The sequence below is a fragment of the Rahnella sp. RcJ3 genome, from assembly GCF_009498575.1.
Classification (GTDB): Bacteria; Pseudomonadota; Gammaproteobacteria; order Enterobacterales; family Enterobacteriaceae; genus Rahnella; species Rahnella aceris.
In genome coordinates, this window is record NZ_QSNX01000004.1 from 193,463 (window position 1) to 214,183 (window position 20,721).

19 protein-coding genes and 2 pseudogenes are annotated in these 20,721 nt (G+C 49.7%); 11 read left to right on the forward strand and 10 right to left on the reverse strand.

Features of this window, described 5'->3' with window-relative positions; translation table 11 throughout:
- Positions 1 to 2: 2 nt before the first annotated feature.
- From DXU84_RS07345 to cecR, 4 genes are read right to left on the reverse strand one after another with little or no spacing between them, the layout of a single operon-like run.
- Positions 3 to 1,139, reverse strand: a complete 1,137-nt coding sequence (locus DXU84_RS07345; protein ID WP_121019901.1) for an ABC transporter permease — start codon at positions 1,137 to 1,139, stop codon at positions 3 to 5.
- Complete coding sequence (locus DXU84_RS07350; protein WP_121019902.1) at positions 1,132 to 2,877, reverse strand: ATP-binding cassette domain-containing protein; 1,746 nt, start codon at positions 2,875 to 2,877, stop codon at positions 1,132 to 1,134. Before DXU84_RS07350 ends, DXU84_RS07345 begins: the two co-directional genes overlap by 8 nt.
- The gene (gene hlyD / locus DXU84_RS07355; RefSeq protein ID WP_013578162.1) at positions 2,864 to 3,868 is read right to left on the reverse strand and encodes a secretion protein HlyD; all 1,005 of its coding nucleotides are present in this window, start codon (positions 3,866 to 3,868) and stop codon (positions 2,864 to 2,866) included. The genes DXU84_RS07350 and hlyD overlap by 14 nt, the downstream gene beginning before the upstream one ends.
- A 13-nt stretch (positions 3,869 to 3,881) precedes the next feature.
- Positions 3,882 to 4,553, reverse strand: coding sequence for a transcriptional regulator CecR (cecR, locus tag DXU84_RS07360; RefSeq protein WP_013578163.1), 672 nt, complete (start codon positions 4,551 to 4,553; stop codon positions 3,882 to 3,884).
- Between the two features lie 524 nt (positions 4,554 to 5,077).
- On the opposite strand from cecR, the gene DXU84_RS07365 reads away from it, so the two are divergent.
- The 3 genes and pseudogenes from DXU84_RS07365 to DXU84_RS07375 all read left to right on the forward strand — a co-directional run.
- The gene (locus tag DXU84_RS07365) at positions 5,078 to 6,238 is read left to right on the forward strand and encodes an iron-containing alcohol dehydrogenase (protein ID WP_013578164.1); all 1,161 of its coding nucleotides are present in this window, start codon (positions 5,078 to 5,080) and stop codon (positions 6,236 to 6,238) included.
- Positions 6,239 to 6,380: 142 nt separating this feature from the next.
- A pseudogene (locus DXU84_RS07370) lies at positions 6,381 to 6,908 on the forward strand (IS5 family transposase); the annotation flags it as partial.
- Positions 6,909 to 6,969: 61 nt separating this feature from the next.
- Positions 6,970 to 7,257, forward strand: a pseudogene (locus DXU84_RS07375) (mechanosensitive ion channel protein MscS); the annotation flags it as partial.
- Positions 7,258 to 7,303: 46 nt separating this feature from the next.
- Here the strand turns inward: DXU84_RS07375 and DXU84_RS07380 are convergent.
- Positions 7,304 to 7,750, reverse strand: a complete 447-nt coding sequence (locus DXU84_RS07380; protein ID WP_112151407.1) for an ester cyclase — start codon at positions 7,748 to 7,750, stop codon at positions 7,304 to 7,306.
- A 118-nt stretch (positions 7,751 to 7,868) separates the two neighbouring features.
- On the opposite strand from DXU84_RS07380, the gene DXU84_RS07385 reads away from it, so the two are divergent.
- Positions 7,869 to 8,783: a LysR family transcriptional regulator gene (locus DXU84_RS07385; protein WP_153375262.1), complete on the forward strand. Its 915-nt coding sequence runs from the start codon at positions 7,869 to 7,871 to the stop codon at positions 8,781 to 8,783.
- Positions 8,784 to 8,872: 89 nt separating this feature from the next.
- Here DXU84_RS07385 and DXU84_RS07390 read toward each other — a convergent pair whose 3' ends face one another.
- The 4 genes from DXU84_RS07390 to DXU84_RS07405 form a co-directional block, all read right to left on the reverse strand.
- The gene (locus DXU84_RS07390) at positions 8,873 to 9,733 is read right to left on the reverse strand and encodes an aldo/keto reductase family oxidoreductase (protein WP_153375264.1); all 861 of its coding nucleotides are present in this window, start codon (positions 9,731 to 9,733) and stop codon (positions 8,873 to 8,875) included.
- Between the two features lie 136 nt (positions 9,734 to 9,869).
- Complete coding sequence (locus DXU84_RS07395; RefSeq protein WP_119262305.1) at positions 9,870 to 10,226, reverse strand: DUF1493 family protein; 357 nt, start codon at positions 10,224 to 10,226, stop codon at positions 9,870 to 9,872.
- A complete protein-coding gene (locus DXU84_RS07400) occupies positions 10,213 to 11,295 on the reverse strand; it encodes a glycosyltransferase family 9 protein (protein WP_134705363.1) in 1,083 nt (360 codons plus the stop codon). The genes DXU84_RS07395 and DXU84_RS07400 overlap by 14 nt, the downstream gene beginning before the upstream one ends.
- A 77-nt stretch (positions 11,296 to 11,372) precedes the next feature.
- A complete protein-coding gene (locus DXU84_RS07405; RefSeq protein ID WP_013578170.1) occupies positions 11,373 to 12,392 on the reverse strand; it encodes a glycosyltransferase family 9 protein in 1,020 nt (339 codons plus the stop codon).
- 351 nt (positions 12,393 to 12,743) lie between these two features.
- Between DXU84_RS07405 and DXU84_RS07410 the strand changes: the two genes are divergently transcribed.
- Complete coding sequence (locus DXU84_RS07410) at positions 12,744 to 13,715, forward strand: LysR family transcriptional regulator (protein ID WP_013578171.1); 972 nt, start codon at positions 12,744 to 12,746, stop codon at positions 13,713 to 13,715.
- A 4-nt stretch (positions 13,716 to 13,719) separates the two neighbouring features.
- Here DXU84_RS07410 and mntP read toward each other — a convergent pair whose 3' ends face one another.
- Entirely contained in the window at positions 13,720 to 14,295 is a 576-nt protein-coding gene (mntP, locus tag DXU84_RS07415) for a manganese efflux pump MntP (RefSeq protein ID WP_013578172.1), read from the reverse strand.
- A 725-nt stretch (positions 14,296 to 15,020) separates the two neighbouring features.
- Here mntP and tssB point away from each other — a divergent pair.
- From tssB to tssG, 6 genes are read left to right on the forward strand one after another with little or no spacing between them, the layout of a single operon-like run.
- Positions 15,021 to 15,500, forward strand: coding sequence for a type VI secretion system contractile sheath small subunit (tssB, locus tag DXU84_RS07425; RefSeq protein ID WP_013578173.1), 480 nt, complete (start codon positions 15,021 to 15,023; stop codon positions 15,498 to 15,500).
- Positions 15,497 to 16,978, forward strand: a complete 1,482-nt coding sequence (gene tssC, locus DXU84_RS07430; RefSeq protein ID WP_013578174.1) for a type VI secretion system contractile sheath large subunit — start codon at positions 15,497 to 15,499, stop codon at positions 16,976 to 16,978. The genes tssB and tssC overlap by 4 nt, the downstream gene beginning before the upstream one ends.
- 29 nt (positions 16,979 to 17,007) lie before the next feature.
- The gene (locus tag DXU84_RS07435) at positions 17,008 to 17,499 is read left to right on the forward strand and encodes a type VI secretion system tube protein Hcp (RefSeq protein WP_013578175.1); all 492 of its coding nucleotides are present in this window, start codon (positions 17,008 to 17,010) and stop codon (positions 17,497 to 17,499) included.
- A 52-nt stretch (positions 17,500 to 17,551) separates the two neighbouring features.
- Positions 17,552 to 17,968: a GPW/gp25 family protein gene (locus tag DXU84_RS07440; RefSeq protein WP_013578176.1), complete on the forward strand. Its 417-nt coding sequence runs from the start codon at positions 17,552 to 17,554 to the stop codon at positions 17,966 to 17,968.
- Between the two features lie 12 nt (positions 17,969 to 17,980).
- Positions 17,981 to 19,783, forward strand: a complete 1,803-nt coding sequence (gene tssF, locus DXU84_RS07445; protein WP_013578177.1) for a type VI secretion system baseplate subunit TssF — start codon at positions 17,981 to 17,983, stop codon at positions 19,781 to 19,783.
- Positions 19,774 to 20,721, forward strand: a complete 948-nt coding sequence (tssG, locus tag DXU84_RS07450) for a type VI secretion system baseplate subunit TssG (RefSeq protein WP_013578178.1) — start codon at positions 19,774 to 19,776, stop codon at positions 20,719 to 20,721. The genes tssF and tssG overlap by 10 nt, the downstream gene beginning before the upstream one ends.

The window sequence follows — 20,721 nt, forward strand, 5'->3', positions numbered from 1 at the left end:
CCTTAATCCAGACGACGTTTGGTCTTCAACGCCGTCAGGCCGATAAACATCACTGCCGAGACAATGAGACACAGTACGTTAACTATCAGCACCGTGGAGATATTTCCCGCGAGAAACAGGGTTTGCAGGGTATTCACGAAGTAGCGCGCCGGTATGATATAAGTCACTGCGCGGATAATCGCTGGCATGCTGTCGATCTGGAAGATAAAGCCCGAGAGCATGATGGAAGGTAAAAATGCAGCGTTCAGCGCCACTTGAGCGGCGTTAAACTGGTTGCGAGTGATAGTCGAAATCAGCAGACCCATACCAAGCGTACTGAGCAAAAACAGACTGGTAATCAAAAATAACAGTAGCAGCGAACCGCGATAGGGTACGCCGAGAATAAATACCGAAACCACCATACACAGTAGCATTGCCAGCATGCCGAGCACATAGTAGGGGAGCAACTTGCACAGCAACAACTCGGTACGCGTTATCTGCGTTGAAAGCAGGGCTTCCATAGTGCCTCGTTCCCACTCACGCGCCACGACCAGCGATGTCAGAATGGCACCGATAACCGTCATAATGATGGTTATCGCCCCCGGAATAATGAAATGCTGACTGATAGCCGCAGGGTTAAACCAGTAACGCAGTTGCACGTCAATCAGTGGCTCGACGCTTTCACCCCGGCTCTTCGCGCGCTGCTGTTGCCATACCTGCCAGATCCCTTCGACATAGCCCTGCACAAAGTTTGCGGTGTTCGGTTCGCTGCCGTCGGTAATCACCTGAACCGGCGCTGTAGCCCCGGCGCGCGCCATGTTCTGCGCAAAGTCTGTAGGGATAACCACTATGCCGCGGATTTTTCCCGCCTGCATGAGCTGAATCAGTTCTTGGCGGTTATCGCTGATGGTCGGCTGAATGTAGGGCGAAGCGCTGATGGTATGAGCGAAACTCAGCGCTTCTTCGCTTTGCTGTTCCAGCAGAATCCCCACGTGCAGGCGGCTTGAATCCAGGTTGATGCCAAAGCCGAAAATAAAAAGCAGCAGCAGGGGGATCACCACAGCAATCAACCAACTGCTCGGGTCACGCGCAATCTGGCGCGTTTCCTTCACGCAGAGGGCGCGTACTCGCCTCCATGAGACTATTTTATGCTCACTCATGCGTGTGCTCCTTATCCCACTTGTTTATCAGCGTGATAAATGCCTGTTCCATGGTTGGGTCGACCTGCTCGTCGTCTGCCGCCTGCTGTTTGAGATCGTCCGGCGTGCCGCTGGCGATAAGCTTGCCACGATATACCAGCCCGATACGGTCGCAATATTCCGCCTCGTCCATAAAGTGTGTGGTGACCATCACGGTTACACCTTTTTCAACCATGTCGTTGATGTGCAACCAGAATTCGCGCCGTGTAATCGGGTCAACGCCAGACGTGGGTTCATCAAGGAACAGAATATCCGGCTCATGCATCAGTGAGCAGGCCAACGCCAGGCGCTGCTTGAAGCCGAGTGGCAGGGAATCTGTCGGGCTGTTAAATATCGGCTGGAGGTTAAACGCTTCACTCATACGGGAAATTTTGTCGTCCTGCGCCTTGCCGTGCAGCCCGTACACACCTGAGAAGAAACGCAGATTTTGTGCAACCGTCAGGTTGCCGTACAACGAAAACTTCTGTGCCATATATCCCAGATGCTGACGGGCCTTACCGGAGCTGGTTTTCAGATCCATATCCAACACCAGCGCCTTGCCAGAGGTAGGCACTAGCAGCCCGCACATCATTTTAAACGTCGTGGATTTACCCGCGCCGTTCGGCCCAAGCAGCCCGAAGATCTCGCCGCGCTGTACGGTAAAATTGACCTGGTCAGTCGCTGTGAAATCACCAAATTTCTTTGTGAGCTGTTTGGCTTCAATCACCGTTTCTTTGGAACTGCCTTCCACCGTATGCAGTATTTTTCCTAGCGGTGATTCCTTCGTGCCGGTGCCCCCCAGCAGTTCGATAAACGCATCTTCAAAACGCGGGACGGTACGCGTTATTTGCTCCAGAGACAGATCCAATGCTTGTGCCAGCTCTTCTATAGTGGCGTCTTTTGCCAGTATCAGACGTACGGAACGCCCCTGGATCACACCGTCGCTCACCTGCGGCAATTTCAGCGCCCGCTGAAGCAGCTTGCGGTTGTTTTCTCCCCCATGACTCACCAGCAGCGAACGCCCGGCCATTTTCTGCGTCAGCTCTTTTGGTGCTCCGTGATACAGCAGCTCGCCTTCGTTCAGCAGTAGCACCTCGCGGCACTGTTCGGCTTCGTCGAGGTACGAAGTACTCCATAGGATCAGCATCCCTTCACCTGCCAGTTCGTGCACCATCTGCCACAGCTCGCGTCGCGAAATGGGGTCTACGCCGACGCCGGGCTCATCGAGCAGCAGAACCTTGGGTTGGCCGACCAGTGTACAGGCGAGGCCTAGCTTCTGCTTCATACCGCCGGAAAGTTTGCCGGCGAGGCGCGAGGTAAAGGGACCGAGGGAAGTAAATTCTAGCAGCCGCGCAAATGTTTTTTTACGTTCCTCGGCCGTCACTCCACGCAGGTCTGCGTACAGAGTGAGATTTTCCATTACCGTCAGATCTTCATACAGCCCGAATTTTTGCGGCATGTACCCTACTACGGCGTGTAGGGCACTGCCATCTTTGATTGGGTCGAGGCCTATGACCTGTGCACTTCCCCCGCTAGGTTTCATCAAGCCTGCCAGCATACGCATTAGCGTGGTTTTCCCTGCGCCGTCAGGCCCCACCAACCCGGTGACTTCCCCCGGGTGGATTTCACATTCAAGGCTTGCTACCGCGGGTTTACCCAGTTCAGGGAAGTTTTTCATCAGCCCCTGCAAGCGGATGATGCCGCTGTCATAGCGGGTCATGCTGGGCACCATTGTTAAAACTTACGGTGACCGGCATACCCTGACGCAGCGAATCGTCGGCATCGGTCACGATAATGCGCAGGCGATAGACCAAATCGGTGCGCAGATCGGGCGTCTCAACCGTTTTAGGGGTGAACTCCGCGGTAGGAGAAACAAAGCCAATTTTGCCGTGATAGGGCTTTTCGGGACGCCCGTCGGTATAAATCTGCACTTCCGTACCCGGCTGTACATTGTAAAGACTCACTTCATTCACATAAGCACGTACCCACACCGGGCGTGTAAGGGAAAGCGTTAATACCGTGCTACCCGCGCTGAGCATGCTCCCTGGTTCAACAGCGCGAGTAAGCAATGTGCCGGCGGATGGGGCGGTAAGCGTGGTGTCCTGTAAATCCAGCTGCGCCTGGGAGAGCTGTGCTTTAGCCTGTTGCAGACTGGCCTGTGCCTGGGCAATCTCTTGCGGGCGGTTACCGTTGTGGTACTGACTGAGCTTATCGCGCGCGGCTTTCAGTGTAGCTTTTGCCTGATCGCTTGATGAACGGGAATTTTCCAGCTCATTTGCAGCAATCATGCGTCTGGCCCACAGCCCTTGTTGGCGCTGGTAAAAATTCTGGGCATAGTCATAGGCAGCCTGCGCCTGATTCACCTGCGCGGCCACCTGGGCAATTTCTTCGTCACGGTAGCCGGCAATAATCAAATCAAATTTCGCTTGTGTCGCTGCAACGTTTGCTTCCGCCTGTTGCAAGGCGTTTTGATACGGGCCTTTGTCCAGTTCCCCGAGCGTTTCCCCAGCCTTGATTGAATCGCCTTCATCGACCTGCAACGTAGCGAGGCGACCACCGACGCGAAAGCTCATGTTCACTGTGCGAATATCCACATTCCCGTAGAGCGTTAATGGCTTTTCCTGCTCGCTTTGATACCACATCCAGCCGCCAAAACAGCTGACCAGCAACGCAATAACAACGAGCACAACCATGGGCTTTTTATTTTTCATGGCACGATCTTCCTTAATTAACAGACAATCCCAGCAGGATGAAATCGACGTGGGTTAACACAACGCTACTGATTTGCTGCCGGTTGGCCTTATCAAAGTTTGTCCAACCGGTGCGTAGTAAAATAGTTTCCCGCCCCAGTCGGAAGGCCAGAATCTGTCCGAGCAAAGCGTGAGTATGCAAAATGGTTTCGGTATCCAGGGGATCACGTCCAGTGTAACGGCCCACAAGGGAAGTCAGGTGGCTGTGCATCGGTGCTATCACACGATCGTGGATGAGCTGATAAGCGGGGGTTGGCGAAAGCTGTTCGCGAGAGATAAATTTGCTGAGATTCAGAGTTTCATCGGAGGTGAGCAGCCTTATCATTTGCTCACATGCCGTATGAATTAGCTGGCGGATTTGCGCTTTGTCTGATGGCGACTGACTCATAACCTCTTCGGCGCACTGCATGTGCTCAAGAAAATTGTCGTTGATAAAATCAGCAATCCACCCAGCAGAAGCAATATACAGCTCTTCTTTTGAGCCGAAATAATAGGTGATAGCCGCAATATTTTGCCCGGCAAGAGCCGCGATATCACGGGTGGTCGCCTGCAAGCCATATTCACCAAACTGAGCGATGGCAGCTTTAATAAGGCTATTTTTAGCCTGTTCGCCACGAGAAGTTATGGGAGGTTGAGAGGTCGGCATATTGCCTCATAAAAGAGTTAATCAATCGATTGATTAAAAATAGGCCGAAACAAATAGGCTGTCCAGCGATGTGTTTGTATCCTGCGAGGTGGTGCGGACGATTTATTGGACTGTCAGGAAATTGTTTATGTATTCGTACGAAGATCGGAGACAGGCCCCTTCATCGCCGCCGTGTATGGCTCACCCGATTATTTTCGCCGCTTCCCTCTGCCGCAGACGTCGCAAGATTTGCAACAACATTTGTGTATTGGCCGGCGTGAAATCTCCAGCGGTAACCTGAATCGACCAGGTCAACGACCAACCAGACATGCAATGTGAAAAAAGATAATTCTTTTTGTTATAAAGACCCTTCCTTTTGTGAGGTTGTTCTCTGTTCTTTACCAGTAATCCCTTACCATTGTCGTGGATATGTTCGGTCCGCGCTTTTGTTCGCATCACCCGCTCCGCGCTTGATGCATTTTGTCTACCGCTCAAAAGCAGTCATGGACACATTAACAATCACATTTATGAACAGGGGAAGCTCAATGTCGACATATTATTTTCTGCCAACACGAAATGTATTTGGCGAAGGCAGTGTTCAGGAAGCCGGTACGCTGGCAAAAACGTTAGATGTAAAAAAAATCATGATTGTCACGGACGCTTTCCTGGCAAAAAGTGGCATGGCGGACAAAGTCGCTAAAATTTATGAAGAAGCCGGTATTGAAGCGCGTATATTTGGTGGCGCGGAACCTAACCCCACAGATAAAAACGTAGAGGCGGGGATTAGTTTTTACCGGGAACATGGCTGCAATGGTATTGTTTCACTCGGTGGCGGTTCCTCCCATGACTGTGCGAAAGGTATTGGATTAGTCGCAGCCAATGGAGGAAATATTCACGACTTTGAGGGTATTGATAAATCCAGCAACGATATGATCCCATTAATGGCAATCAACACCACCGCAGGTACCGCTTCAGAAATTACCCGTTTCTGCATCATCACTGATACAGCACGTAAAGTTAAAATGGCGATTGTTGACTGGCGCGTGACGCCTCAAATCTCGATTAACGACCCGGAACTCATGGTCGGGATGCCACCTTCACTGACCGCCGCGACCGGCATGGATGCGTTAACTCACGCCATCGAAGCGTACGTGTCTACCATGGCGAACCCGCTGACTGATGCCGCCGCGCTGCAAGCGATCAGGATGATCACCCAGTACCTTCCCAAAGCTGTGGCAAACGGCGAATATATGAAGGCAAGGGATAATATGGCCTACGCGCAGTACCTCGCCGGGATTGCCTTTAACAACGCTTCTCTGGGCTATGTCCATGCGATGGCGCATCAGTTGGGCGGGTTCTATAACCTTCCCCATGGGGTATGTAATGCCATTCTGCTGCCTTATGTTGAGTACTTTAACTTGATTGGCAACCTTAATCGCTTCCGCGATATTGCAGAGGCCATGGGGGAAAACGTGGCCGGGCTCTCTACCGATGAGGCTGCGGTTAAAGCCATTAACGCCATCCGCCGCCTGAGCAGGCAGGTTGGCATTCCTCGCGATCTGAAAAGCCTGGGCGTCAAACCTGAAGATTTTGCCATCATGGCCGAGAATGCGAAAAAAGATGTCTGCCAGTTAACGAACCCGCGCAAAGCGACTAAAGAGCAGGTCATTGAACTCTATCGTCAGGCTTATGAAGGCGAAGAGTAACGTTAGATAACTGCGCGACGATGGGCCTGAAAAACCTTCACCGTAAATGAATTAAGGCCTGGCTGCAGGTGACCTGCAGCTAAGCTGTGTCCCTTAATCATCCGGGCTATAGTAACTATCTGTTTTCAAGACATAGTAAACTATGCCTCGCTACGACCTTCCCGGCGAAGCATGGACCATCATCCAGTCCTTGTTGCCTCTTGAGCCTGCTACGCCACGGGGCGGACGGCCATGGGCACAGCACCGCATGATCATCAACGGCATGTTCTGGGTGTTGTGTTCAGGTGCCCTATGGCGCGATTTATCTAAACGATAGGGGCCGTGGAAAACCGTTTATCCGCTTTAACCAATGGTCAAAATCGGCAGTGATTAACCTTATTTTCAACAGGTTGCTTTATGGCCTTGTTGACTGGTCTGCCACAGCGATGGATGGCAGTAATATCCGGGCGCTGAAATGTGCTGCCGGCGCTCAAAAAAACATCCCTATATAACCGGAGATAATGGGCTGGGTCGCTCTCACGGTGGTTTTGGCATCAAAATCCATCGGGTGACAGGCGCAAGCGGTCTCCCGCTAAACATCGTGCTGAGTCCCGGACAGGCTCATGAAAGCCAGTTTGCGCAACGTCTTCTGGACGGTATTGGAGTTCAGCGTAAGGTAGGGGGTATTCGGTCAGCCCGGTATCTTCTGTGCCAATTTCATAAAGATACAATCCGGCTGCCTGCGGGCTGTCGTGGCCGCCAGTCGCACGCGAGGTATTGATCTTCAGCAGAAGCCGCTGGTGCGCCAGCTCAGCCTGATGGACTGGTACATCGCTTATGAACTGCAGGTGCATCTCCAGCCGGGCGAATCTCTTGCCGCAGTGAGAAGCGAATTGCACAGTCACATTCAGGACGTATTCAACGAATTTAATGTGCAGATCATGTCGCCGAATTTTGTGAATCAGCCGGAAACGGCGGTCATGGTAACTCAGGATAACTGGTTCGCCGCACCCGCCTCACCGCCAGACAATCCGAAATGAAATCTATCAGACGGGTCAGCGCTTGCCTTTAATTGTTGTCCGGTTGTTAACCCTGCGGCGGGAACTGACCGAGTTGCATGAACGCGCCAAACCAGTCTTCCAGATGCCAGGTGGTGGTGACGCGTTCGCCATTCAGCTCATGAAATTCATGCAGCCGGATGCTGACAAATTTGCCGGTCGGTTCGATGCCCATAAAGTTGCCGTGATGGGTACCGGTAATTTCTGCGCGCACGGCAATCTTCCCCGGGGTCTGAAGAAGGTCGTGGATGGTGATCTTCACATCCGGAAAAGCCTCAATGAACCCCCGGATGATCGGTTTCAACCCTTCGGGGCCGGATGCCTGACCTGGCGCGAGGGGAATATCTTTCCAGTCCTGCGTGACTGCCTCATCCATTAAGTCCGGATCATGCAGGCTAAAAGCCTGATAGATTTTTTCAACGGCTTTACGCTCCGCGATAAGACGATTTGCCATCTCGCTATTGTTGTCTGACATCGTTAAATTCCTCTGGCTGATTGCATTTTTATAGGGTTAATGTGGTGCACGCAGCGAGTATCACATTCATATCAGTAAGAATTGAAATAAGAAAAGCATATAGAGGAATATACGTTTTATGGATTTTAAGGGTCTCGATTTGAATCTGCTGGTCGCGTTTGATGCGCTGATGGAAGAGCGGAATGTGACCCGTGCCGCCAGCAAAGCGGTGGTCAGTCAGCCCGCGATGAGCGCGGCATTGTCACGCCTGCGAACGCATTTTGCGGATCCGCTGTTTATCCGCAGTGCTTCCGGTTTGCTGCCTACCGCCAGGGCAAAAGAGATCGGTTTGCATGTGTCAAAAGCACTTAACGAACTGAGTCATCTGCTGGCTCCGGACGACAATTTTGCGCCGGAAAACAGAAAAATGTCTTTTACGCTTGGCACGTCCGAATATCCGCTGATGGTGTTACTGCCCGGCATTATGCGGGCGATCAGCGAACAGGCGCCCGGAGTGACACTGCATGTGAGGACATTCACCGACCGCGATGCGTCCGTGTCGATGCTGGATGCCGGTGAGGTTGATGTGGTGATCGGTATTCCCCCGACCCGGCCGGAAAACCGCATCTTATCGCAGCCCTTGTTCAGTGATGAATTTGTCACGCTTATCCGCCGCGACAGTGATGCGGCACGCAACGGCATGACGTTAGAAACCTATCTCGGGATGAGCCATATTCTGGTCTCGCCGGAAGGAAATCATTATGGTCTGGTCGATGAACAACTCAGGGAGATGGGGCTGGCTCGTGAACTTCGTCTGACATTGCCGACCATGGCTGGCGTTGCCGGTGTGGTGCAGCAGACGGAGTATGTCGCGACGGTGCTCAAACGCAGCGTGGTAGTGAGCGAGAAACACCCCAATATCGTGATGACCCTGCCGCCGGTGGCATTGCCGGAGATCCCGTTTTATCTGTTGTGGCACCGGCGTTCTGATGACAGCAATGCGCAGAAATGGCTGAGACAACTGATCTGCGCGCAGGCCCATGAATTGCTGTGAGTGACCAGACTCCGTTAATACCACGGGGCGAAGATTCAGCCACCGGGGAAACCATTCCCCCGCATGATGTGCCGGGGGATGTGTGAGAGCTAACCCGCAATTCCGTTCAGTTTTTCCATCACTTCATCGGACAAAATCACCTTCGCACTGGCCAGATTTTCCTGTAGATGCTGCGGCGATGACGTGCCGGGGATCAACAAGATATTCGGCGAGCGTTTGAGCAGCCAGGCCAGCGCGACCTGCATCGGCGTCGCCTGCAATTGTGCCGCCACTTCATCAAGCTGCGTTGACTGCAATGGCGAAAAACCGCCCAGCGGGAAGAACGGCACATACGCGATTTCCTGTTCAGCCAGGCTATCCACCAGCGCGTCGTCGTGACGGTTCGCCAGGTTATACATGTTCTGAACGCAGGCGATCTTCGTCAGTTTCTGTGCATCGGCGACCTGTTTTGCAGTCACATTGCTCAGACCTATATGACGGATCAGGCCGCGCTCTTTCAGCGTAATCAGCGCCTCCAGCTGCGGTTCCAGTGATCCTTCTTTTGGCTGACGTTCATCGAGCATGCTGCGCAAATTTACCACTTCCAGCGTCTCCAGCCCGAGATTGCGCAGGTTATCTTCCACCGCCTGCGTCAGTTCCTGCGGGCTGAAAGCCGGTAACCAGCCGCCTTTTTCATCACGTCGTGCGCCGACTTTTGTCACGATGCACAGATTATCGGGATACGGATGCAGGGCTTTTTTGATCAGCTTATTGGTTTCATGCGGACCATAAAAATCGCTGGTGTCGATGTGATTAACACCAGATGCCAGGGCATCACGCAGCACCTGAATGCCCCGTGCTTCATCGCTGATCGGGCCAAAAACACCGGGGCCAGCCAATTGCATTGCGCCATAACCTAAGCGCGCCACTTCTCTGTCGCCGAGGGGGTAAGTCATTGAGGTGTGTGACATGGAATTCTCCTGTGTGATTGTTCACTGATTGTAGCCGCGGGCAGGTTGTGCAACTATCCGGTGAAATCAGGACAAACTGTACGGACTGGCGCACAATGGCGAAGGTTATCGCGCTGAATTCTGCACAGGACATTGTTTATTGATTTTTGCCCTGAAGATAATCAGGCCAGACGCCCATAAGAGCCGCATTGTGCAGCGCTCTGACGGTTATGGGTGTCACTTTTCCCTGCATCCGGTTTAGGGTAAAAATCAATGAACCGAGAACACCCGTTTTTTCGGGGAAATGGTTGGATGTGCGATAATTTTTAGGTTTTACCTTGAACTGAATGAAAAAATCGTTCATCAGGATATCCGTCTGTATTTCACTCAGCGAAAGCTTTAACAATGAAAAATCACTCCCGCAGACCTTATTGTAAAAACCAAACACGGTGGGGTGGTTATGTTGTTCAAGAAAATCAATGATTTTCCCTTCCAGCACATCATTCACTGTCATATGTCCTCCCCAGCAATTCCCTGACAGCGTGGTAAACCTCAACAGGCAGAATCGCCATCATGGGATGTTCTGTTTTTTCACCATCAGGACGGTGCAAAATAATATGTTTATCCGGATCCTGACACGGACCGGTATAGGCTGGATTGGCTGTGGCAAAAAGACTGACTGTATTTACGCCAGCGGCCACTGCGATATGTAGCGGCCCGGTGTCACCCGTAACAAGAACATCCAGACTTTTCAACAGCGTGACTAATTCTGTCAACTGCGTATGACCAGACATTACGCATATATTGTTCTGATAGTGAGCGGGTAATTGTTTTAAGAAATCATTCGCCAGATTCTTTTCGGATGTTGTGCCTGTGATAATGATTTCCAGATCCCGATCGTTGTCTAATAACATACAGGCGAGTGTACTGAAAAAGCATACCGGCCAGCGACGGGTCTCATTGGATGCCCCTAACTGAAATCCAATGCGCTGGCGTAAATACTGACGCGGTAAAAGAGTATTGATCACGGGAAGATGCATTGTCGTGTCGCCAGTATTTTCTCCCAGTGTTTCGAGTAGCTTCAATTTACGCCGGATAGTATGTCCGTCATAGTAACCGGAATAGTGATCTAAATAACGATTAAGTTCGGGAGACTCACTGCCATAGTGGTCGCGTAAAATCATTTTACTGCCGGATAAAACAGCACAAAATATGTCATAAGGAAAGTGTGCGTGTAAAATAACGGAAATATCAGGTTTGTGTTTTCTGAGTTTACATAACAAAGGTAATATTCTGACAACTTTATTATCCCATATATAAATATGGTCAAACCAATCATATTGCACAACCAGGCTGTGATTTTTCTTACTGGTAACCAGTATTATTTTGCTGGCTGGAAATCTATTCTTTAAATGCATGATTGCTGGTGTGTTCATGAGGTAGTCCCCCAGCGCGGTAGTGGAGTAAATGACAATATTACCCGGTGATGTTTCACGCTCTTCCAGCGAATATTTTTTTCTTCTCGTTAAAAAACAATAGATATGCAATATCGTCTTTATTACTTTTATCTTGATGGCTTTCATTTCTGTTCAGGTTACCCGCAACGCGATGATAGGGACTATTTTTCCATTAAATTACAAATAGAGTTTTAGGCTGTTACTCATTTTTTTGTATTTTCAGTAAGCACTTCATCTCTCAGTGCAACGAAATTGTTATAAACTTCATCGGTTGAAATATGAGAAACCTCTTCGTCTGCAGCAGCAATGATTCTGCACGGCACTTTCCATGGCCCCCAGACCTGCGGATCACTGTTACCAAAAAGCGCTACCACTGGTTTTCCCACACCCGCTGCAATGTGCAATGCACCGCCATCGCTGGTGATTATCTGGTGGCACAGAGACATTCCGGCCATAAGTTCACGAATATTTACGGTATCGAAAGGAACCATAATAATATCTTTGCAGGCGTTGATGATGTACTGCGCTTTCTGGTCATCCCCGGGATGACACAAGTTATCTTCTGAACCTGGCGACCAGAAAAGAATAATTTTGCAAGGTTCGTCACGCGCCAGTCTGTGCGCGATTTCGATATAATTCTCAACGGGCCAGCGTTGTTTTTCTTTTCGGGCGCTGATCTGCAAACCATATAAGGGCATATTGTAAGTGTTTTTTATTTTGTGAGCTGCCAGTTCTTTTTCAGATTTTGTCACCCATAAAGCCAGTTTCCCCGGTTTGGCGTGACAATTTAAAGGCCTGGCGAGTTCAGCCATCTGTTCAACCATATGCATGCCATCCCGCATATAAGGTATTTTATCGGTGACAGAGTCTGGCGAATCACTTCCTATCGCGATGATTCGTTTGGCCCGTGATAATGTTGCCCATCGCAAAGGTCTTTTATTCCAGTTCCCTGCCACAATAGCTACATCATAACCTTCTTTCCGAATAGCCAAAGTGGTGACTACACGGCGTAAAATGGCTTTTATCTTTTGAGTGTAAGATCCTTCATGATGCAGTTTAGTATAATGATGAACTTTACTGACGCCGGGATTACCTTCAAGAACCTGTTTGTTGTAAGAATTAACCAGCACATCGACGTGATGATTTTTCGCCAGCATAGAAATCAGCGGGGTTGTAAGGATAAGATCACCAATGTTTTCCCGTCTGATTATTAATATTTTCATTTCTTTCCTCATTAAATACACTGTCATCAAGAATGTAACTTTATGCCTGACTCTTATCATTATATATAAACTTCATTATCATCATGCGGGTGTTCTATTAAAGGGCCGTCATAAAGACATAATGAAATTTACTGCTAAGGTAGACTTAATCCTAAAAAGTTAGTTCCACGCATAACGTCAGCGTAAAGGAAAGATTGTGTTAAAGATCGTTAGTATTTCGTGAGGAGCTTTCGGTTTAATTAATACCGCGATTCTCTGTGTGTCACTCGGGATCAATCAAATGATTGTCGCGATGTTGTGAGTGTGCAACTATCCGGTTAAATCAGAAGTAACTGTACAGGGTGACGCACAATGCCGATGGATATCGCGCTGTTGCACGCAGTGGTAGAAGTGGCCAAAGCCGGAGGATTTCGTGAAGCGGCACGCGTCACAGGCAGTAATGCATCCCGGCTGAGCGATGCTGTGCGCCGGGCCGAACAACAACTGGGCATTCGCTTATTTCACCGCACAACGCGGGCGGTGGTGTTGACCGAAGCGGGCAGGGCGCTGCTCGAGCGGTTGCTCCCGGCCATGAATGAAGTGGATGCGGCACTCGATGCTCTCAACCGTTATCGCAATACGCCCGGCGGTACACTGCGGCTGAATGTGCCGGTCAGCGCAACCCGGCTGGTTTTGCCTGCACTTGTGCCCGAATTTCTCCGGCGTTACCCCGATATCCAGCTGGAAATCATTGCTGAAAGTAACGTGCAGGATGTATTTCGTGATGGCTGCGATGCCGGTATTCGTTACGACGAACGTCTCGAGCAGGACATGGTGGCGATCCCCATCGGACCGCGCCGTCAGCGTTATGCGGCGGCGGCCTCCCCTGATTACCTGAATGTGCATGGACGGCCATCGCATCCGCGGGATCTGATACAACACCGATGCCTGCGTGGTCGCTATGCCAGCGGGATTATGCCGGACTGGGAGTTCGAACATGAGGGCGAAAGCCTCAGCGTTCAGGTCAGCGGCCCGCTGGTGGTGAGTGTAGGGGGCGCGGTGGATCTGGCGGTAGAAACGGCGGTGGCGGGTGCGGGTATTATCTATCTGTTCGAAGAATGGCTGCGGCCTGCCATTGCCAGCGGCAAACTGGAGGCTATCTTGCAACCATGGTGGCTGTCGTTTTCCGGGCCATATCTTTACTACAATGACCGGCGTCTGATCCCCGCGCCATTACAGGCGTTTATCGATTTTGTGCGCGAAGATAATCTCAAACATAAATTATCTGAGGAATCGAAAAGTAGCCTGTTAGTCGGCACTATAAAAAATAGCTTCGCTGGATGAGGACTCAACCGAGCAGACCAAGATGCTCGATGAGAATTGATGTACCGATACCAATCAGCACCACACCACCCAGAATTTCAGCCCATTTGCCCATCGCGGCACCGAGAAACCGGCCAAGCAACATACCGGATGTCGCCATGATAGTGGTGGCGGCACCAATAGTCAGCGCCATCACCAGAATATTCACCTGAAGAAAGGCCAGACCGACGCCCACAGCCATTGCATCCAGACTGGTCGCGACAGCTGCAGTGACCAGTACCCAGAAACCGTGACGACGTGGTGCCTGCGTATCTTCTTCCAATTTATCTTTCCTGAAGGCTTCCGCAATCATGCGGATACCAAGGATCAGCAGCAGGGTGAATGCCACCCAGTGATCCCAGCTCATAATAAACTGGCTGGCCGCCAGACCAATTCCCCATCCGATCACCGGTGTAATCGCTTCAATTACGCCAAAAATAAGCCCTGTGCGTAACGCCTCTTTTAGCGGTGGCCGGTGCAGAGAGGCACCTTTGCCAATAGCGGCTGCGAAGGCATCCATGGACATACCGAACGCCAGAATGAGGATGGTATAAAGTTGCATAAAACGGACCAGTCAGGCCTTCGGTAATCCCAAAGGCTATTTATTAATTGAGATGCGCAGTCTGCCACAAAAAACAAAATAGAAAAACCTTTATTTTCAGTATGTTATAGTGTTGGTTAAGAATGTTAGCACGGGCTATATTTGTTCAAAATGCCCGCAAAGTGATGAAAATTACGATGAGAAGCATCAAAAACATCAATCATCATAACGATGTAGAGTGAGTATGATTTATTCAGAAAATCTAACTGTTTCAGGACAGTACCGAACGTCACCAGGCCGAAGATCTCCAGTGACGCCGCATTCTGAATGTGATGATGAAGGTACAGGTACAGGTTGTGAAGTTATGCGTACCCTTGTATGGCGTGAAAACAATTATCATTGCAGGTCCTATCACATACTATTTCTTTAAAAAAGAGTTGAATGGAGAATGTCAAAAATGAAATGTAAAAATAATTATCATTTAATATTTCGTGGTATTTCTTGTTTTTATAAAAAATTCAAGCATTCCTTATTATAAATATTAAAATCTAATCTCGATAGATTCTATTTTTTCATTTACAAATAATTAAAATAACCCTGTATATTGTTATTTTTTATGAAAAAAATAAAATACTTTAGCAAAGGTAAATGTATTAGTAAGCAATCGGATATGTGAAAATCTATAATTACTGTTTATTATCACGGCCATATTAATTCTCTCTTTTAAACATTATGGTGATTTATCCGTGAGTAATACACAATATAAATTGAGCAAAGCGCGTCCCCCTCGCGTTCAAATTACGTACGACGTTGAAGTTGGCGGTGCTGAATCCAAAAAAGAATTACCTCTGGTGATGGGGGTTATCGGGAATTTTGCTAAAGATGATTTGCCACTGCGCGACCGTCGTTTTACGCACATTGATAAAGACAACTTTAATAATGTCATGGAAGGAATGAAGCCGGCTGTGGACATGCTGGTGGAAAGTACGTTGCCAGAAAAAGAAGGCCAGATGGCTATTGCACTGGAATTCAACTCTATGGATGACTTCTCTCCTGAAAACGTGGCGATGCAGGTGGAACCGTTGCGCAAACTTCTTGAATTACGCGAGCAACTGAGTGATTTGCGCAACAGAACTGCGAGCAATGACCGTCTGAAAGAGCAACTGGTTGAATTATTAGAGGGTATGGCGAAAGACGCAGAACCTGCCAAAGGGGAAGTAGAATGAGCGATATCCAGGTCATGAATGCTTCAGCTCAAGCTGAGCAGTCCGGTGATTATCTCGATCAAATTATCGATAATACTCAGGCCATCCGCCGGGAATCCGATCGTAATAAAGTAAAAAGCCAGTTGGATAACTTCCTGTCGGAAGTGGCATCAGGTGCGGTCATTGTTTCCAATGATCTGGTGGGTAGCATCGAAGCACGCATTGCCGCCATCGATGAACTGCTGTCTTCTCAGGTCAGCAAAATTATTCAGGCACCTGAATTCCAGCGTATGGAATCTTCCTGGCGTGGTTTGCACAAACTGGTGCAAAGCAGCGTCACGGAAAACACCAAAGTGCGTGTCTTTAACTGCACGAAGAAAGAGCTGCTGCGTGATTTTAAATCCGCCTCTGACTTTGATCAGTCTTCATTATTCAAAAGCATTTATGAAAGCGAATACGGTACCTTTGGCGGTGACCCTTACTCTGCTTTTGTGGGGGATTTTGAATTCGACTGTATGCCGGAAGATGTGCAACTGCTGGAACAGATTTCACATGTTGCCGCCGCCGCCCACGCGCCATTCCTGAGTGCTGCGAACCCTGGCATGTTTGCGATGGGATCGTTCTCCGAAATGCCGCGTCCGCGTGATCTGGGCAAACTGTTTGAAACCTCTGACTACGCCCGCTGGAAATCCTTCCGTCAGAGTGACGACTCACGTTATGTCGGCTTAACGCTGCCACGTGTTATCGGCCGTCTGCCTTACGGTGCAAAAACTGTATCCGTAGACGCGTTTAATTTCGAAGAAAAAATTGATGAAAATAATGAAGGAGCCAGCTATTTATGGGTCAACGCGGCTTATGATTTAGCGGGCCGTATGGTCGAGGCGTTTGAGGAACACGGCTGGTGTGCGGCGATCCGTGGTGTTGAAGGCGGCGGTTTGGTGAAGTCACTGCCGACCTACAATTACATTTCGCAGACCGGCGAAAAGGTCATGCAATGCCCGACAGAAGTGGCAATTTCTGACCGTCGCGAAAAAGAGTTAGCTGAGCTTGGTTTTATTCCGCTCATTTATTGCAAAGGTACAGATTACGCGGCGTTCTTCGCTGTGCAGTCGACCAATAAACCGCGTAAATACGATTCTGAGCTGGCGAATGCTAACGCCAAATTGTCAAGTCAGTTGCAATATATTATGACAACGTCGCGCTTTGCTCATTATCTAAAATCCATCGTGCGCGATAAAGTGGGCAGCTTCATGTCCAAATCTGAATGCCAGAATTTCCTGCAGAACTGGATCAACCAATATGTTGTGGGTTCAGATAATGTAGGACCAACGATTAAAGCAAGCCATCCGTTACGTGAGGCTGTGGTCGAAGTTGTTGATGTACCAGGTTCTCCGGGCAGTTATCGCGCCGTTGCGTATTTAAAACCGCATTTCCAGCTTGAAGGACTCAGCATGTCGCTGCGTCTGGTAGCGGAACTTCCTGCATCGACGGGTGCATAAATACTTAATCGTAAAAATAAGGATATAAAATGGCCACTGAATCGCTTTTCATGCAAATTGATGGTATTAAAGGCACTGTAAGTAATAAAGGTTATGAAGGTTGGATTGCCGTTGAGAATATGAATTTCGGTGTTTACTGCTCAGCTAAAATTGATAATGCTAGCGGTCAGGTAAACAGCGATGGCGTCAACTTTGATGCAATTTCATTTTCAAAAGTAATGGATACTACCTCTACTCAGTTATCCAATATGGTTGCGCAAGGCAGCAATGTTAAGCAAATTGTTATTGTTAAAGCATTGTTCCAGGGTGAGAAACTGGTTGAAGCACTCAAGCTGACCTATAAAAACTGTGTACTGAACAGCTACAATTTCAACGCTTATTCAGAAGGGGACGTTCCGAGTGAAAATCTGAGCTTTGTATTTGGTCAGATGACATTCGAAACTAATATGGTTGAGCCAGACGGTAAAACCAGCAAACAAGGTCCTGTGGGCTGGAATCTGGTTGAGAACACTAAGCTGTAATTTTTAAAAAAACAGTGCACGCTGTAAGCGTGCACTGTATTAAGGCTTATTGATGAAGAGCTTATTACAGCAATTATCTGACAATAACCCAAAAGATCAAAATGACCTTATTGAGGAAGAAGACAAAAGCAGCACACTCATTGACGAAATATTGCTGCTTTTGTCTTCACGCCCCCGAAGTTACCGCATTGATAATATTCCACTGATTAATGAGTCGATACTTAATTATGGAGTCAGTGACGTTTTTTCCAGTGATACGCCTCGTCTTGAGCGCAATGCCATTATGCAATCACGTATTGAAATGGCATTACAACGCTTTGAACCAAGATTGAAAAACGTCTGCGTGACCCCCGGTGAAGAACTGGGAAGTCTTTGTTCATTCATTATTAATGCTGAAACATTCAATGGTGAAGTTCGCTACCGTCTAATGTGGGACGATGTCATCAGTCAATTTTCTCTGCGTGATTAACGAGTATTTATAATGTTGGCGAAAAAATTAATTTCTTATTATCAGAATGAACTCGCTTACCTCAAAACGCAGGGAAAGGCGTTTGCCCGCCATTTTCCAAAAGTCGCCAGACGCTTAGGAATGTCAGAAGGTACGTCAGAAGATCCGCATATTGAGCGAATTATTGAGTCCTTTGCGCTGGTCACGGCGCAGATTCAGCAACGTCTCGATGAGGATATGCCGGAAGTGACTGATGCATTGCTGACGGTGTTGGCTCCGCAATTTTTGCGTCCTTTTCCTTCGGTTTGCGTCGTACAAATGCAGCCAGATATCAAAGTCAGTGCGCTGACAGCCAGTAACCGCATTGACGCCGGAACAGCATTATTTTCCCGTCCGGTGAACGGACAGGTCTGCCGTTTTCGCACCACTTATCCGGTTACGCTTCAACCTGTCAGTCTGCATAACGTCAGCCTGCATCTGGATGCCGATGACATGAGCTGGAGTCTGAAAATACAATTATCGGTCTGGCCCGGTGCCACACTGGCGGCGGATTCCCTGAGGTTGCATCTCAGCGGCGCCAGTCGCATCGTCAACATTCTTTATACCTTGCTGTGCAGCGAAGTTGAGTCACTGACAGTTTTCCAGCAAGGGCAGAGTCATACGCTGTCGCCGCAAACTATACGTGCCGCAGGCTTCGGTGAAAATGAAGGCTTGCTTGCGGGTGATTCACGGGTTTCGCCCACTCACAGCCTGTTGCAGGACTATTTTTACTTCCCGCAAAAGTTTCATTTTATTGATATGCCGTTGCCTGCTGGCATGGTGGCGGGCAGTCAAAGCGAGCTTTCACTGGTGGTGAAATTCAACCGCTGCATGATAGCGCGTCAGTTGGAGAAAATAGCTGGTGCGGTGAACGAAAACCTGTTTCTGCTCAACTGCACGCCTGCTGTTAATCTTTTCGCCCATCGGGCCGAACCGATTTCACCTGATCACGAAACGGCGGAATATCCGGTTATCCCTGACATTCGTCACCAGGATGCGATGGAAGTCTGGTCTGTAGACGGCGTTTCGGCGATGCGCAAACTGGGCAATGAAACACAGTCCCGGCCTGTTTATCCATTGTTTGGTTTGGACCATTCCGCCAGTGACGGTGAAACCGGTTTGTTCTGGCAATGTATGCGCCGCGAAACCATGCAAAATGACGGTGTCGCCACATCGTTATTTATCGCTTTTTCTGACCGGGGAGAAAGCCCGTTAGCGCCCGGTTGCGACATTGTCAGCATGAACCTGACCTGCACCAATCGTGAGATTCCCGCAGCCATGCGCAACGGCGCTCCTGAAGGCGATTTCGAATCAGAGCTGCCGATTGCGGGCATGAAAATTATTGCGCTGACACGCCCGACGCTGCCGGTCAGGCCACCGGCTAAGCAGGCTACGCGCTGGCGTTTGATTTCTCAGCTTTCGCTCAACCATATGTTGATCAGTGGGCCGGAAGGCGCCCGTGTACTCAGGGAATCACTGGCGCTTTACAACTTTGTCGATAATCCGGGCATTACCCGCTTGATCAACCTGATCCTGCATGTCGAGTCTGGCCCGGTCGTTACCCGGCTGGCGCCTTTGGATCCCCGTTCCATGGCGCGGGGGATGGAGATCCGCATAACCTTTGCCAGCGAAGCGGCCGAAGAAGTTGAGTACTTCCTGCTGTGTCGCTTTATTGATTGTTTCCTGGCGTTGTACGCACCGGTCAACAGTTTCACCCGTGTAATCACCTGCATTGACTCACCGGGTGAAACTCCACGGACGTGGCCTGTGCGGGCAGGAAGGCTGTCATGGATCTAAGCAAAATCCTCAGTCCGCATAACTTTTTCCAACAGGTGCGGCTGATGTTACGCAGTCTGACCAGAGCACAGGGAAAAGACAGCAAACAGGTGCTCGAAGCGCAACTTGATTTCATTTCACCGCTCTCGCTGGATGCGCCGAAAGGTGACATTACGTCGGTAACTCCGCTGGATCAGCAGCGCTGGCAAGTTGAAGTGGCCGCCCAGGGACTGACGGGGGCGCTGGGCGCGTTACCCACGGTATACACCGAGTGGATGATCGACCGCTATTACCGCCATGGGGACAAAACTGCCAAAGCTTTTTTGGACATTTTTAACCACCGGCTACATAGCCTGCGCTATCTCGCCTGGCAGAAATATCACTATTACGCCATGGCAGAATTCAGTGCAACACGGCCGCTGAGTCAGGCAATCCGTGCGTTATCCGGCGTGGCAAACAGTGCGCCATCTCTGCAGCAGGAGCAGTTTGCTGATTTATTTGCGCATTCAGTGCGCTCAATGCTCAACGTTGAAACCTGGTTAAAACACCGCTTTTCCGTGGCGGCGAAAGTCACGCCTTTTACCGGCGGATGGCAGGTCATGGACCCGGCCCAGTGTTGCCGGCTGGGAGAACCGTCACATACGCTGGCCGCTGCTCCCATGCTGGGCAGCGTGTACTGGGATCGGCAATCACATTTTACGGTGACACTGGGACCGGTGCCGATGAAAAACGCCGGTCTTTTTTTGCCAAAGGGCAAGCACTACCAAAATCTGTGGTCGCATCTGCGTGAATACGTTGGTCCGGGTCTGGATTTTGATATTGATCTGCTGATCGAAAATACCACGAACGTCGTTACCTCGTTGGGGTGCGGGCAACTCGGGCTGGATATTTGTCTCGGGGCCTCCGAGGGAGCAGGCCAGCATAAAATTCGTTTACCCGTCTGCCGGGAAGGAAAATAA